Below are 14,847 nucleotides of genomic sequence, written 5' to 3' on the forward strand. Positions count from 1 at the left end.
TAATAGTGCGCTGCAAGTATTCCTTTGAGAATATTATCCGTGCAGGCTGTCACGATAACCCAAGATGTACAAAATCACCTAGCAGTCGTCCACATCACCACCCATCTCTTCTTTCATCTTAATACAGGCTTCGCGCTTTTTCTCGGCGGCTGACTTTTTCATGTCTTCCATTTTACGCTTACCGTCTTCCATCATTTCAGAAGCTTTTCCCTTGCCCTCTTCATATTTTTCTGTGGTGAGGTCCTTAGCATCTTCATACATTTCGCTGGTATTGTCTTTGGTTTCTTCCCAACCGTCAGAACCTGCTTCCATGGAATCGTCATAAGCATCTTCAGTGGCCTCCTTGGCCTCTTCCATTTGCTCTTCCATTTCCTGCTTCATTTCTTCGTTGGATTCTTGCTGAGATTCAGTGCACCCGCTAACACCAAGCAGTGTTAATAACAGCGTAAGTGCTATTTGTTTTTTAATCATCATCTGTATAACTCCGTTTAATGTTTAATAAATTAACCTACGCTGGGCAGGGACTTACATCACGCACCATGCTGCGCAGTTACAGCATAGACTATCTGCGGACTAATAGATGCTGCCGTTTAAAAAATAATCTGCCCGCGTTTGGCATAAGCGGTAACATCCAGACACGCTCCCCCAGCCACCGTACTTCGCAAATTACTTAACACTCTTTGAAGAAATGCAACTGATAATAATTCTCATTTGTATTTACTTGATGGGTTCTGCTAATTATACTTCCCTCCACACTCACCAGCACAGGACCCTCTAATGAAGAATAAAAACTTGTCGATGGGCGCATCGACCATCGCCGCCGCGCTTACCTTTGGTCACGGCGTCAGTGTTGCACAGGAACGTGATATTGCGTGCACCGATACCAGCGCAACAGAATGTGTCACAGAGAATAACGAGGCCATTGAGCTTATTCGTATTCACGGTGTTCAGCAATCTGTTTACCGTTACAGTAAGTCGGGTGATCCCCGTCGCTTAGCCGATCTCGTCGATACCCCCCAAACCATTAGTGTTCTTACCCAGGATCAAATTCAGGAAAGTGGCAAAACTGACCTTAAAGACATCTTGGCGGCCCAGGCCGGTGTGACCTTGGGAACCGGCGAGAATGGTAATGCTTTTGGTGATCGCTACATTATCCGTGGCCATGAGGCACGCAGTGATGTGTTCGTCGATGGGCTGCGTGACCCGGGCATGACTACCCGGGAAAGTTTCGCCACCGAGCGGGTGGAAATTACTAAGGGGCCGAGTGCGACCTTCGCCGGGCGCGGCTCTTCCGGCGGCGCGGTGAACTCCATAACCAAGCAGGCGTCCACCAGCTATAGCTTCGGCCGCATCGATGCGGCGGCAGGCACCGATGAACACACCCGTCTGACACTGGATCTGAACAAGACGCTGACTGACAACAGCGCTATCCGCTTAAACGGGCTTCTGGCATCAGAAGACAAGCCGGGCCGTGAGGGCATTGAGCGCGACCGCGACGGGCTGCAACTCTCCTATGTGAATCACCCCACCGATGATTTATCGTTTACCGGCGATGTGTATTACCTCAACGCGAAAGACAAACCAGATTTGGGCAGTTATTTTGACCGTGACGCAGGCCAGCCGCTGGAAGATATTCCGGTCTATGCGCAGAAAGAAGATTTCATGGAGTCTGAAGTCACCACGTTTACCCTGCGCACTGAATATGACATCAGCGATAACGTCCGCTTTTACAATGCCACCCGCATCGGCAATACCGAGAATGCCTATGTAACTACCGGGATGAGTGGCACTACCAGGGCCGACAGCGATCCGCTGGCGCCGGGTGCGGATACGCTCCGTATCAGTAACCATCATGGTTGGCAGGATGTAGGCTACCTCACCACACAGTTTAATCTGTTCTGGGATACTACCTTTGCCGGGTTCGACCACCAGCTCGTCTTCGGTTTTGAATATACCGATGAGGCAGTCGATAACGGCGTATTTAATGTCGGCTATGCCAACCAAGCAAACTGTTTAACCCGTGGCCGTCGGGGTGTCGCGGAAAGCTATTGTATTACCGATGCCAACGGTGATCTGGTGAAAGATATAACCAGCCTGATGGGTAAAGTAATTAGCCGGGGCGATACCGATGCGCAGTACGACATTGAAACCTACTCGCTGTATTCCATGGATACCTTTGCGGTAACCGAGGCGCTGGACGTGTTCTTTGGCCTGCGCGTGGATAGCTACGATTACAGCAACCAGACCTCAGCCGAGCTTTATACATTTGCTGACGAGTTATACAACGGTCACTTAGGACTGGTATATGCGCTGTCCGACCTCGGAAATATTTATGCCTCCTATGCCACCGCCACCAACATTAACGGCGGCGAGTCAGATTTGGGCGCCAACTGTGGTTATGGCGGCCTGTGCGGCACCCCCGAGCAAGCCGCACAAGCCGATCCTGAGCAGGTTGAAAACATTGAGCTGGGTACCAAGTGGTTGCTCTTTAATGAAAAACTCAGCGCCAATGCGGCCATTTTCCGGATCACGAAAAGCGAGGTACACGAAAGCGTTGGCGATGCCTATTCCACCTTAGGTACGCTGAACACCGGCGAAAACCGCGTTGAAGGCGTTGAGTTTGGCGTGAGTGGCGATGTGACCGACAAGTTCAGCATCCAGGCGTCGGCCGCTATCATGGACTCAGAGGTGCTCGACTCCTACGACCCTGACAATATCGGCCTGGCACTGAGTAACTTTGCGGATAAGAGCTTCTACCTGCAACTGCGCTACCAGCTCAATGACAAGTTCGCTTTCGGCGGCGATTACAGTTACCAGTCTGAAATGTATGGTGGCCAGCCAGACACTGCGGCAGGCTACGATGCCAGTGCCGGTGACTATAGCATTCGCGTACCGGATTACCGGGTCGTAAACCTGTTTGCCAACTACTATCACTCAGACTCCCTGACTTTCCGCGTGAATGTGGGCAATGCCCTTGATGAAGAGTACTGGACCGCGGCCTACCGGTCGGGGGCGTTTATGTATATCGGCGATGGACGTAATCTCACAGCGACTGTGAATTACCAGTTTTAACGCACTGCGAAAAGAGAGACGTGAAAAGATGATTGTTATTGATAACCTGCTCACCCTTGACGAGGTGCAGTACTTCCGTGATGCACTGGCCAGCGTCCCCTTTCAGGATGGTAAAAACACCGCCATGGGCATGGCTGCCGGGGTTAAAAATAACGGTCAGGCAGACGCGCAGCACAACCAGGTCCAGCAGTTAGCCAATGCATTGCTGGCCAAGTTGGGTAATCATCCGCAGGTGGTGTCTGCAGCGCTGCCCCAACGTATCTTCCCGCCCTGCTTTAATCGCTACACCCAGTCGCAAACCTACGGGGATCACGTTGATGCAGCGATAATGCGCATTCCCCACAGCCCTGAGGTACTCAGAAGCGACATGTCCATGACCGTGTTTCTGACTGAGCCGGAGACTTACGACGGGGGCGAGCTGGTAATACAAACCGGATTTGGTGAGCAACGGGTTAAATGCGCGGCCGGCAGTGCAGTCTTGTACCCCTCGTCCAGTCTGCATAAAGTGATGCCGGTCACCCGCGGCGAACGCATTGCGGCCATCACCTGGATGCAGAGTATGGTGGCGGACCCACACATTCGCGAAACCCTTTATCAGCTCGATCAAAGCATTCAGTCACTGATAAACAGTGGCAATGCAGATCGCCAGGAGCTCGATGAGCTGCATCACGTTTATCACAACCTTATCCGGCACTTCGCCGCGGTGTAGGTGTAATAATCAAACTCGTACCTTTTCACCTGACGCGGGCACGGGGTGAATAACGATTTATTTCAGCGCGGTACGGTGCATACAAAAAAGCTCCCTTCAAACCGGGAGCTTCTTCATTTGTGAAGGCGTTAAACCAAAACAGGCTTTACCTTACGCCGCTGCCTTATTCCACCGTAACCGATTTCGCCAGGTTCCGGGGCTGGTCCACATCCGTGCCCTTAATCAGCGCTACGTAATACGACAGCAGCTGGAGCGGAATGGTGTAGATGATCGGCGCGATAGGCCCTTCGCAATGCGGCACATTAATGACGCGCATGGTTTCATCGCTGACAAACGCCGCATCTTTGTCGGCGAACACGTACATCAGGCCACCCCGGGCACGCACTTCTTCCACATTGGATTTCAGTTTTTCCAGCAGTTCGTTGTTCGGCGCCACCACAATTACCGGCATCTCTTCGTCAATCAGCGCCAGCGGACCGTGCTTGAGTTCACCGGAGGCATAAGCCTCAGCGTGAATATAAGAAATTTCTTTAAGCTTTAAAGCCCCTTCCATGGCAATCGGGTATTGCTCGCCCCGTCCTAAGAACAGGCTGTGGTTCCGGTCGGCGAATTCTTCGGCAAGGTCTTCAATGCCCTGGGTGATCGCCAGCGTTTCTTCCAGCTTGGCTGGCAGGCTGTGCAGCGCACTGATAATAGACGCTTTGTCGTCCAGGCTCAGGCCGTGGTGCTCGCCCAGCGCCAGTGTCAGCATCAAGAATGCCGTCAGCTGGGTGGTGAACGCCTTGGTCGACGCGACGCCAATTTCTGCCCCTGCGCGGGTCATAAAGGCCAGGTCAGACTCTCGTACCAATGAGGAGCCGGGCACATTACAGATGGTCAAACTGGCCATATATCCCAGCTCTTTTGCCAGCCGCAACGCGGCCAGCGTATCGGCTGTTTCGCCTGATTGGGAAATGGTCACCAACAGGCTGTTTTCATGCACTACCGATTTGCGATAACGGAACTCAGAGGCAATCTCTACCCCGCACGACACATTGGCGTATTGCTCCAGCCAGTAACGGGCGGTCATACCAGCATGGTAGCTGGTGCCGCAGGCAATAATTTGTACATGCTGCACTTTACTGAGGATTTCATCGGCGCCGTGGCCGAAAATATCCGCAGCCAGGCCCTGATCGTCAACCCGACCCTGCAGGGTGTTGCGTACCACGGTAGGCTGCTCGTGGATTTCTTTGAGCATATAGTGACGGTAACCGGCTTTGTCTCCGGCATCGTGCTCGATGTTAGACTCCACCACTTCACGCTCAACCGGGTCGCCATGCTTATCAAACACCATCACTTCGCGGCGTGTGATCTCGGCCACATCGCCTTCTTCCAGGAAAATGAAGCGACGGGTTACTGGCAACAGCGCCATCTGGTCTGAGGCAATGAAGTTCTCGCCCAGTCCCAGACCAATTACCAGCGGACTGCCTGAACGGGCTACCACAACCCGTGATGGATCTTCTTTATCCATAATCACTGTGCCATAGGCACCGTGAAACTGCTGGACAGCGTTCTGTACCGAGGCCAGCAGGGAATGACCGGCCTTCAGCTCTTCGTTTACTGTGTGGGCGATGGTTTCGGTGTCGGTGTCGCTGGTAAAGGTATAGCCTTTCTCACTCAACGATTTACGCAATGCCATGTAGTTTTCAATGATGCCGTTGTGCACCACGGCCACCCGGTCGCTGGAAAAATGCGGGTGAGCATTTTCTTCAGTCACACCGCCATGCGTGGCCCAACGGGTATGCGCGATACCGGTGGTGCCCAGCGCGTCATTACTGCTTACTGCATCCGCCAGTTCCTGTACCTTGCCGGTACGACGTAGACGGGTCAGAGTGCCGTCCTGCTGAAGCAAGGCGACACCGGCTGAGTCATAGCCGCGGTATTCCAAACGTTTTAACCCTTCCAGTAAAATTTCTACTACGTTACGTTCAGCAACGGCGCCAACAATTCCACACATATCTATACTCCTTTTGGCGCGGCAATAATCACGTCCACGCCTTGCTGTTCGATTCTTTGACGATCGGCATCAGGCAAACCGTCATCACTAATTAATACAGAGACCCTATCCCAGGCCAGCTCTACATTCGGCATTTTATTGCGTAACTTCGACGACTCCGCCATTACCACCACCTTGTCGGCCGCGTCAGCCATCGCGCGGGTGAGCCCGGTTAATTCATTAAAGGTGGTGGTGCCCCGGGCGACGTCGATGCCAGAAGCACCAATGAAGGCAATATCAAAACTGTAGGCGCTGACCAGCTGTTCCGCCATGGCGCCCTGAAATGACTGCGAATGCGCATCCCAGGTGCCGCCGGTCATTAATACGGTGGGCTCCGCTTCACTGTCGGTAAGCACATTGGCCACTGCCAGCGAGTTGGTCATTACAATTAGCCCGGCATGCCGGGCCAGCTGCGGCACTACTGAAAACACGGTGGTCCCACAATCAACCACCAGCTTCTGATGCGGGGCAACCAGCGCCGCCGCGGCTTCACCCAAATGCTGCTTAGCATCCACCGGCGCCGGACTGGCTGTTCCAACCTGCGGCACCGGGGCGGCGCCGCCAAGCTGGCGTACCACGGCGCCCTGTTCAGCCAGCACGGTGAGATCTTTTCGAATAGTCACTTCCGAGGTAGCGAAGCTCGCAGCCAGTGCATCTACTGCCACGAAACCACTTTGATTCACTTTGTCGACAATGGCCTGACGGCGGGCCGCTGCGCTGCTAACTTTCATTTCGAAACATCATTTATTGCGATATGAAATATATTAAACTGTAACATCTTTCAAAAAGCAACCTTTGCGGTGCTTATGAAACATTAATTTTCTTGCCGGCCATCGCTGACTGTTCGGCCATCTGCAACAGGTTGATGACGTCTACCACAGTGATGGCAGGCGCTGGACCAGGCTTACCCTGATTAATTGCGGCGGCCAGCTGGCGGTAAAACCCGGTATAATTACCGGACTCGAAGGTTTCGGGCGCGCAACCCTGCGCATTACAAATCTGCCCGAAGCCACCGGGCGGGCGTTTACCAAAGTCAGCGTGGCCGGGCAGCATGCCGCTGCGCAACTGATTTTCCTGTGGATCCATACCCATACTGCGAAAGCTGCCAGCAGTGCCCTGCACATCAAAGCGTAGCGTTTCAGCCGCCTGAAATGGTGAACTGCCCAGCCGCACCTGATGGGTCGGGTAATACAGAGTAATATCGAAACTGTCGGTACTCTGCCCACCGTCACGCAGAATATCTACATCGGCGTAGAGCGCGTCCGGCACGCCAAACCATTGGAGTGCCTGATCTACCAGGTGCGGGCCTAAGTCCCACAGTATACCGCTGCCCGGCCCGGCATTTTCCCGCCAGCGATCCCGCGGGGTCGGACGAAAGCGGTCAAACCGGCTAACCAGTTGTTTTATTTCGCCTAACCGCTGTTGCTCCAACAGGGCCGAGATAGTCAGAAAGTCGTCATCGAAGCGGCGGTTCTGATACACATTCAGCGAGGTCCCCGCGTCTTCAGCCAGCGCCACCAGCGCTTGCGCATCGGCTACGGTCAGCGTAAAGGGCTTTTCTACCAGCACGTGACAGCGGTGTTGGAGGGCTAACCGGGCCTGCTCTGCGTGCAGGTGATTTGGGGTGGTAATAATCACCAGGTCGAACGAAGCGGCGTCAAGCGCTTCATCAAGGCTGGCATAAACCGGTGTATCGCTGAGCTGGTCGGCCACGTTTTGTGGGCGGGAAGACACCACGCCGGTGACTGTGTATTCATTTAAACTGGACAGAAAGGGGAGATGAAAGGTGGTGGCAGAAAAGCCAAAGCCCACCAGCAGAGTTGAAAGTGCCATAGGTGCTCCGGGGTCGATTTAACAGAGAATAGCTGACCAGTGCCCTACCGGCCAGTAGCAGACCGGGCGCGGAAGCGCCCGGTACGGAAGAACAGCTGAAGATCAGTTCTTTTTAGGAGGACGGGGCCAGTTGGGAATATTACGTTGTTTGCCGCGGGCGACTGCCAGGGCGTCTGCTTCCACTTCGCCGGTAATAGTAGAACCCGCGCCTACCGTGGCACCACTACCAATGGAGACCGGCGCTACCAGTGAGGAGTTAGAGCCAATAAACGCGTTTTCGCCAATAAGGGTTTTCGACTTATTCACACCGTCATAATTACAGGTGATGGTGCCGGCACCAATGTTGGCATTGGGGCCCACTTCAGCATCGCCGAGGTAAGTCAGGTGATTGGCCTTGGCACCTTCACCCAGCACGGCTTTTTTCATTTCCACAAAGTTACCCACTTTGCTGCCGTCTTTCATGACTGCACCGGGGCGCAGACGGGCAAACGGCCCTACTGAACAGCGCGCTGCAACCCGGGCATCTTCTACCAGCGAGTGCGCTTCAATCACGGTGTTGTCGCCAATGTCACAGTTTGTCAGCACACAGTTAGGACCAATCACCACGTTGTTACCCAGCGTGACGGTGCCCTGAAACACCACGTTTACGTCAACACTCACATCCTGACCGGTGGTCACCGAGCCCCGAATGTCGACCCGCGCCGGATCCGCCAGTGTCGCGCCATTCATCATCAGCTCGTGTGCCTGACGGGCCTGCAATGCGCGCTCTAGATTTGCCAGCTGAGCGCGGTTATTTACGCCTTCTACTTCTACCGGCGTGTCAGGATGTGCGGCCTGAATTTTCTTGCCTTCGGCCGCCGCCATCGCAATCACGTCGGTCAGGTAGTATTCGCCCTGAGCGTTGTCGTTGCTCAGTTCACCCAGCCAGCGTTTCAGATCGGCGCCGTTCATCAGCATCATGCCGGTATTAATTTCACGAATGGCCCGCTGCGCCTCAGTGGCATCTTTGTGCTCCACAATGGCGGTGATGTTGTCATTGTCACGTACAATCCGGCCCATACCGGTAGGATCATCCAGTTCCACGGTCAGTAACGCCAGGTCGCAGTTGGCTTTCACTGCCCGCAGGCGTTCCAGCGTGGCTTGCTGAATAAGGGGTGCATCGCCCACCAGGATCAGTACATCTTCGTCATCGCGCAGGTGGGTAGCCGCTTGTTGCACGGCATGACCGGTACCCAGCTGTTCGGCCTGCAGACACCAGTTCAGGTTGTCGCCGGTGAGGGTGGCTTTAAGTTGATCGCCGCCGTGCCCGTACACCAGGTGAATCCGGTCGGCATCCATTGCCTGAGTAGTGTTAATAATACGCTGCACCATTGGCAGCCCCCCGATGGGGTGCAGCACTTTAGGCAACGCCGATTTCATACGGGTGCCTTTACCGGCCGCCAGAATAACCACTGAAAATGCCATGCGAAATCCTTACTTTGTCGCTTGCGAGATAAACATTGCCGGTAGTGTATATGAGGCCGTCAGCAATGTCAGCGGGCATCCGCTGTGCGCCGTGAATTGCCCTTCTCCGTGCGACTATTGGATAGCTGGTAGTTCGGGATTTGTGCAGGTATACTTTTGCGTATAACAAAAAAATTTCGTTCAGAAATGCCAAGGAGTGCGCAATTTAGTGAACGCTTTCAGGACTCTCCACAGAAGTATTCTGTTGCTCTTTGCGGTAGTGGTGATAGCCATTGTTACCCTGGTGCATTTCAGCATTTCAAAAATTGTTGCAGAGCAAAGTCGTGCTCAGCAGCAGTCGCTGTCGCCCGCCATCTCATTAATTGTTGAACAGCTTCTCAAACCCCTGCATATTTCTGAAGCGCTTGGGAAATCCCGGCAACTGGTAAGTTTACTGGAAGCGCCCACGCTGAACGAAGACGAAGTTTACGAGACCCTTGCGCGGCTGGAAGATGAGTTCGGCATGACCTTCTTCCTGGCCAGCGAAGATGCCCGCATGCAATACAACTCCGACGGCACCTCGCTGGCACTGAAAGAAGGCGAAGTCAGCTGGTATTTCAAATACAAAGACGTGGATGCCCCGGCGGTAGCCGACATTGGTAAGTGGGAAGACACCCACTTTTATATTGATATCAAACTGTTTAACGACAACGGCCGGTTTCTGGGCTTCTTTGGAATTGGCAAAAGCCTGAAAAGCTTTATAAGCGTGTTTGAAACCTACAAGCAGCAATACGGCTACGACTTTCTGTTTGTAGATAAAGCCGGCGACATCATGCTGTCCTCTGACCCCGACTTAGTGGCCTCTTACTCCGAGTTTACCAACCTTACCGAACTGCCCTGGTATGCCAGCCTGCCGCTGGACGTTCAGAATTTACAGGCGCTCAACAATAAGCTGGTGAGCATCGATCAGGAAGAATACCTGATTGCCGAAGTTAAACTGAACCAGTTTGACTGGACCGTCTACCTGTTAAGCCCACTGGATGAGCGCCAGGCAGAAATCTCCCAGGCCTTTATATTCAGTGTGGTTACGCTGCTGATAGTGGTGTTTTCGCTGTTCCTGCTCATTTATAACCTGCTCTATTATTTCCGTCAGGACATGCAGCCAGAGCTGATTGTACGCAACGCCAACCGCCTGCCGGATCGCAATAATCTGGCGCCCATGTACCAGGACATCATCACCCACCACGAGTCGGTAAGTGTGATCCTGGTAGACATTGATAATTTCGGGGTGATTAACGACACCTACGGCCGCAATGTGGGAGATGAAGTGCTGGATAAGGTAGCGACATTCCTTACCAGCAGTACCCGTGAGAACGATATTGTCGGGCGCTGGAGCAGTGAAGAGTTCATCGTGTTTCTGCCTGGTACCGGCCCCCATGAAGCGACCGAGATTGCCCAGAACCTGCGTCACGGACTAGCCACGTCACCGCCACTGAGCAGTCATCCGCAACTGCAAATCACCGGCTCGTTCGGCGTATCGTTCACCGCCAGCAAACGCCCCATGAATGAGGTCACCGCCCACGCAGAAGATGCCCTGTATCAGGCGCGGCGCGATGGCTGTAATCTGGTGCGGGTGCAGCTTATTGATTAGCCCGCAGCTGTCGGCGTTGGCGCACATGCCGTACCACGCCGGTGGTCAGCGCCACACCGGTTAAGATAAGCACGCCGCCGACCATAGCCTGCCACGACAGTCGTTCAGCCAGAAAGATCAGTCCCCACACAATCCCGAACAGAGGCACCAGATAGGCCACGGTAATCGCCTGCGCCGGGCCGATGCTGGCAATCAGATAAAAATACAGAATATACGCAATGCCGGTGCCGAAGACGGCCAGCGCCACGGCATTCAGCCACGCCGTATTCGACGGCATCGCTTCGGGTAATGTGGTGAGGGCGAAGGGCAGCAAGACTACCGAGGCCACCAGCTGACTGCCGGTGGCGACTGTCAGCGGGCGGGCCCCGCTCAGCCATTTTTTCATCATACTGGCCGCCAGGCCATAACAGGTTGTCGCCAGTAACGCGGTGAGAATGGGTAACAGGCTGACTCCGCCAGTGCCGACTTTCTGCTGACTGATCACCGCCACGCCCACAAACCCGATAACCAGCCCGAAGATGGCCGAGCGGCGCAGTTTGTCGCCCAGCCACACATACGCTACCAACGCACCGAACATGGGGGCTGTGGCATTCAGGATGGCGTTTACCCCAGCTTCCAGATGAAGGCTGGAATAGTTAAACAACACAAACGGAATAGCAGTATTAATTGCGCCCACCAGCGCGATAGCTTTCCACTGGGCAAACATATCCCGCCAGCCACCGGCGATCAGCAGTACCGGTAACAACACCAGAGAGGCCAGCACGGTGCGCACTTCCACCAGCACGTAAATGCCAAATTCAGGGGCGGCTACCCGCATAAAAATAAATGAGGCACCCCAGATGGCCCCCAGCAACAGCAATGCTGCCACGTGTTTTACTGCCATATTATACCGCCACCCCTTCAAGATTGAGTAAGTACCGCTTGCGCTCCAGTCCCCCGGCATAGCCGGTCAGTTTACCGCTGGCACCAATTACCCGGTGGCAGGGCACTACGATGGCAATGGGGTTTTTACTGTTGGCCAGCCCCACTGCCCGTACCGCTTTGGGGTTGCCAATGCGCTCGGCAATATCCCGGTAACTGGCGGTTTCCCCGTAATTCAGAGTCAGCAGTGCCTGCCATACCTGGCGCTGGAAGTCGGTGCCCTGCATCGCCAGTGGCATATCGAAGGTATTGCGCTGCCCGGCAAAATAAGCGGTGAGTTGTTCGCACGCCTGCTGAGTCAGCGGGCTTGGTCGGGCTGCCGGCGCTTGGTTACCGGTAAACGCCACCGCGGTAATGCCGTCATCATTGGCACTGACGGTAACATTGCCGCACGCGGATCGAAAATGTTGGGTATACATAGAGTCTGTCCTGATGGCCATCATGCCAGATGCCATAACTGTAAGGTTAAATAACTGCGCCACGGTGCCGCCTCGTCAGGGCGCAGCGCGAAGCGGCTGGCCACCTTGCGTACCACCAGGTCGCCGTGTAAGTAAATGTCTGGTTCGGAAGCCCCGCGCATGCGTACATAATTGACCGTCCAGGGGCCTACCCCCTTAATGGCCAGTAACGCCTCAGCGTCAAACTCTGCTGACGTGGCTGCCGCATACTCAGCAAAGGCTGACAATGCGCGTTTCCGTGCCCCGGGCATTTTCAGAAAGGCTAAATCAGCGCCCGCTACGGCTTCTGGAGTGGGGAAGGTCATCGGTGCTTTATCATCGCTCTGTAGCGCGTGAGTAAGCGCCGTTACCTGTCCGATAGCCGCTTTCACACTCACCTGTTGTCCGACAATCGCCCGGCAGCCGGCCTCAAACTCGCTCCAGCAGCCGGGCAGCCGCAGCCCCTCGGTACGGGCTGCGGTGGGCAGGCCGGCCTGGTTGAGTGCGGTGTCAATGAGCCCCGGCTCGGCGTCTAAATCTAACACCCTGCGCAGGGTATTCAATACCCGGTGCGCGGCAGACAGGTTAGCCAGCTGTAAGGTCACACGAAACCCGTGCATGTCAGGCAGATGCTCTGCGGTGAGAGTACCGTCGCCGTCCGCACTGCCAAGGTTTCGCCGGTAATGCTGCTCACCCACGTGTTCAACCTGCTCAATGGCGCGGGCTTTCAGAAAGTCGCGCACCTGCGGCCAGTTATACGGGGGCCGGTAACGCAGCAAAACGGTCAGTGACGGTCCGCCGCCAGTTTGCGGCTGCCCGCGTCGCAAGTCACCAGGGGTTAGCTGACAGTACTGCTTTATTGCCCGTTGTAACTGCCGGGTACTGGCAAAGCCGGCACTGACGGCCACGTCATCCATGCCCAGTTCGGTTTGCTGAAGTAACTGTTTGGCAAACAGCACCCGCTGCATGATCTGAAACGTTTTGGGTGCCACCCCGAAATGGCGTTGCATCAGCACATGCAGGTAGCGGGTTGAAATACCCAGTCGTGCGGCAATATCCGCCACCGGGGCGGCCGGGATCTCGCTGAGTAATGCCGCGGCCCGGCGCACCGTGGTCGTAACACCCAGCCAAGCGTATGATTGCGGGGCGCTGTCAGGACGACAGCGCAGGCAGGGCCTGAACCCCTCGCGCAGGGCGTGGGTGGCATGGGTGAAATAGCGTACATTTCGCTCTGCCGGCAGACGCGCCGGACACACCGGCCGGCAAAAAATACCGGTGGAGGTCACTGCCACAAAAAATACCCCGTCAAACCGCCGGTCACGGCTGAGACGGGCGCGGGCATATTGCTGTTCGACAGTGGCGGGCAGGGCAGAGGTCATAAGCTATCCACGTGATTGTACATAACCTAATGATAACCCGTTTACCCCTCATGTATGCGACAAAATCGGCACTCACTGGGAACTTTTCTGGCAAGGTGTGGCCAAACCGGGCATTCGCGCGCTTAAGTTGATTATAACAGGCCTGCTACGCATAATAGCGCAGTCGCCCATTACGCCGCGCTGTTCACAGACGGTTATAATAATAATTCAGGAGCCAGTTTGCCTACGCCGTGTGTCAGAATTGCCCCCCGAGTGCGCGCCCTGTTCGCGATGCTGAGTCTGTGGTGCGTGGTCAGTACCGCACCCGCTGCAGCCGACTGGGTTGACAACTATGCGGACTACGTCAAACGCCAGGCGGTAAAATACCGGGTGCCCGGGTACACCTTTGTCTATTACCTGCAGGGTGAATCCCCCCGCGTCTACACATATGGCAAAACCCACAGTGGCGGCAAGGCCATTACCGAGACCACCGTGTTCCGGTTAGCGTCGGTCTCAAAAACCTTTACCGGGCTGCTGATGGCGAAATTACACGAGCAGGATCGCCTGCCCCTTACCACGCCCATCAGCGAGCTGACCCCCTCTATCGAATTTACCGGTGAAGGCATGGACACGTTGCAGTTGCAGCATATCATTGGCCAATCGTCAGGCTTTATGCCCAACGCCTATGACAACCTGATTGAAGCCGACTACCCGCTACACCGGGTACTGACCCAGCTGGGCGGGCTGGAGCCATTGTGCGCACCGGGCAACTGCTACACCTACCAGAACGCCTTATTTGGCGCCATTGAGTATTACCTGACGAACCAAAACACCTCGTATCACCGCCAGTTGCAAACTCAGTTGTTTATTCCGCTGGGCATGAATACTGCCAGCGCCGGTAAAGGGGCACTGCTGGCGTCTGAAGAATGGGCTCGCCCCCACATTGCCATTGCCCGCAACCGCTGGCGTGAAGGACTGGTAGAAAGCAACTATTACCGGTTCACTCCGGCCGCCGGGGTAAATGCCAGTATTCGTGATATGTCGGTGTATTTGCAGGCGTTGCTGGGGGAGTTCCCCACGGTGATCACCCCGGAAATTATCGACACAGTAACCACGCCGCGGGTGAAAACCCAGCGTGAGACCTATCGCCGGGGCTGGCGGGGCCACTTAGATAATGCCCACTACGGGCTGGGCTGGCGTATTTATGACTTCGACGGTCACCGCATTAACTATCACGGCGGCTGGGTGAAAGGGTATCGGGCCGATGTGGCGTTTGCGCCGGAAACCGGTGCCGGTTACGTGATGCTGATGAATGCCGAATCGAACATGATCAACACCACGACTGCCGAGTTCTGGAAGCGTTATTTCGCTAACCGGAAGCAATAATC

General features: G+C 55.0%; 12 protein-coding genes. 4 read left to right on the plus strand and 8 right to left on the minus strand.

From position 1 onward, the window contains the following. Positions 1-78: 78 nt before the first annotated feature. Positions 79-474 carry a hypothetical protein gene (locus OCL06_RS02400; protein WP_262992141.1) on the minus strand — a complete coding sequence of 132 codons (396 nt, stop codon included), beginning with the start codon at positions 472-474 and terminating at the stop codon, positions 79-81. A 303-nt stretch (positions 475-777) separates the two neighbouring features. Here OCL06_RS02400 and OCL06_RS02405 point away from each other — a divergent pair, with 303 nt between their 5' ends. Both OCL06_RS02405 and OCL06_RS02410 read left to right on the plus strand, forming a co-directional pair. Then, on the plus strand, positions 778-3,072 hold the full coding sequence (locus OCL06_RS02405) for a TonB-dependent receptor (RefSeq protein ID WP_262992142.1): 2,295 nt from the start codon (positions 778-780) through the stop codon (positions 3,070-3,072). Between the two features lie 28 nt (positions 3,073-3,100). Further along, positions 3,101-3,781 (plus strand): Fe2+-dependent dioxygenase, encoded by a 681-nt coding sequence (locus tag OCL06_RS02410; protein WP_262992143.1) that lies wholly within the window; start codon positions 3,101-3,103, stop codon positions 3,779-3,781. Between the two features lie 163 nt (positions 3,782-3,944). Here the strand turns inward: OCL06_RS02410 and glmS are convergent, their stop codons facing one another. From glmS to glmU, 4 genes are all read right to left on the minus strand, one after another. Further along, on the minus strand, positions 3,945-5,777 hold the full coding sequence (gene glmS, locus OCL06_RS02415; protein ID WP_262992144.1) for a glutamine--fructose-6-phosphate transaminase (isomerizing): 1,833 nt from the start codon (positions 5,775-5,777) through the stop codon (positions 3,945-3,947). Positions 5,778-5,779: 2 nt separating this feature from the next. Further along, positions 5,780-6,547 (minus strand): DeoR/GlpR family DNA-binding transcription regulator, encoded by a 768-nt coding sequence (locus tag OCL06_RS02420; protein ID WP_262992145.1) that lies wholly within the window; start codon positions 6,545-6,547, stop codon positions 5,780-5,782. Between the two features lie 73 nt (positions 6,548-6,620). Next, positions 6,621-7,649 (minus strand): Gfo/Idh/MocA family oxidoreductase, encoded by a 1,029-nt coding sequence (locus OCL06_RS02425; RefSeq protein ID WP_262992146.1) that lies wholly within the window; start codon positions 7,647-7,649, stop codon positions 6,621-6,623. Between the two features lie 102 nt (positions 7,650-7,751). Next, entirely contained in the window at positions 7,752-9,113 is a 1,362-nt protein-coding gene (gene glmU, locus OCL06_RS02430) for a bifunctional UDP-N-acetylglucosamine diphosphorylase/glucosamine-1-phosphate N-acetyltransferase GlmU (protein WP_262992147.1), read from the minus strand. 208 nt (positions 9,114-9,321) lie between these two features. On the opposite strand from glmU, the gene OCL06_RS02435 reads away from it, so the two are divergent. Then, on the plus strand, positions 9,322-10,743 hold the full coding sequence (locus OCL06_RS02435) for a sensor domain-containing diguanylate cyclase (protein ID WP_262992148.1): 1,422 nt from the start codon (positions 9,322-9,324) through the stop codon (positions 10,741-10,743). On the opposite strand, the gene OCL06_RS02440 is transcribed toward OCL06_RS02435, so the two are convergent. The 3 genes from OCL06_RS02440 to OCL06_RS02450 are packed head-to-tail and all read right to left on the minus strand — an operon-like array spanning position 10,733 to position 13,480. Further along, positions 10,733-11,626: a DMT family transporter gene (locus OCL06_RS02440; RefSeq protein ID WP_262992149.1), complete on the minus strand. Its 894-nt coding sequence runs from the start codon at positions 11,624-11,626 to the stop codon at positions 10,733-10,735. The genes OCL06_RS02435 and OCL06_RS02440 overlap by 11 nt on opposite strands. Position 11,627: 1 nt before the next feature. Then, the gene (locus tag OCL06_RS02445; protein WP_262992150.1) at positions 11,628-12,083 is read right to left on the minus strand and encodes a methylated-DNA--[protein]-cysteine S-methyltransferase; all 456 of its coding nucleotides are present in this window, start codon (positions 12,081-12,083) and stop codon (positions 11,628-11,630) included. A gap of 20 nt (positions 12,084-12,103) precedes the next feature. After that, positions 12,104-13,480 (minus strand): DNA-3-methyladenine glycosylase 2 family protein, encoded by a 1,377-nt coding sequence (locus OCL06_RS02450; protein WP_262992151.1) that lies wholly within the window; start codon positions 13,478-13,480, stop codon positions 12,104-12,106. 270 nt (positions 13,481-13,750) lie between these two features. On the opposite strand from OCL06_RS02450, the gene OCL06_RS02455 reads away from it, so the two are divergent. Beyond that, positions 13,751-14,845 carry a serine hydrolase domain-containing protein gene (locus tag OCL06_RS02455; RefSeq protein ID WP_262992338.1) on the plus strand — a complete coding sequence of 365 codons (1,095 nt, stop codon included), beginning with the start codon at positions 13,751-13,753 and terminating at the stop codon, positions 14,843-14,845. The last annotated feature ends 2 nt before the right edge of the window (positions 14,846-14,847 follow it).

The organism is Alteromonas salexigens, assembly GCF_025628895.1.
In the GTDB taxonomy this organism is placed as follows: domain Bacteria; phylum Pseudomonadota; class Gammaproteobacteria; order Enterobacterales; family Alteromonadaceae; genus Alteromonas; species Alteromonas salexigens.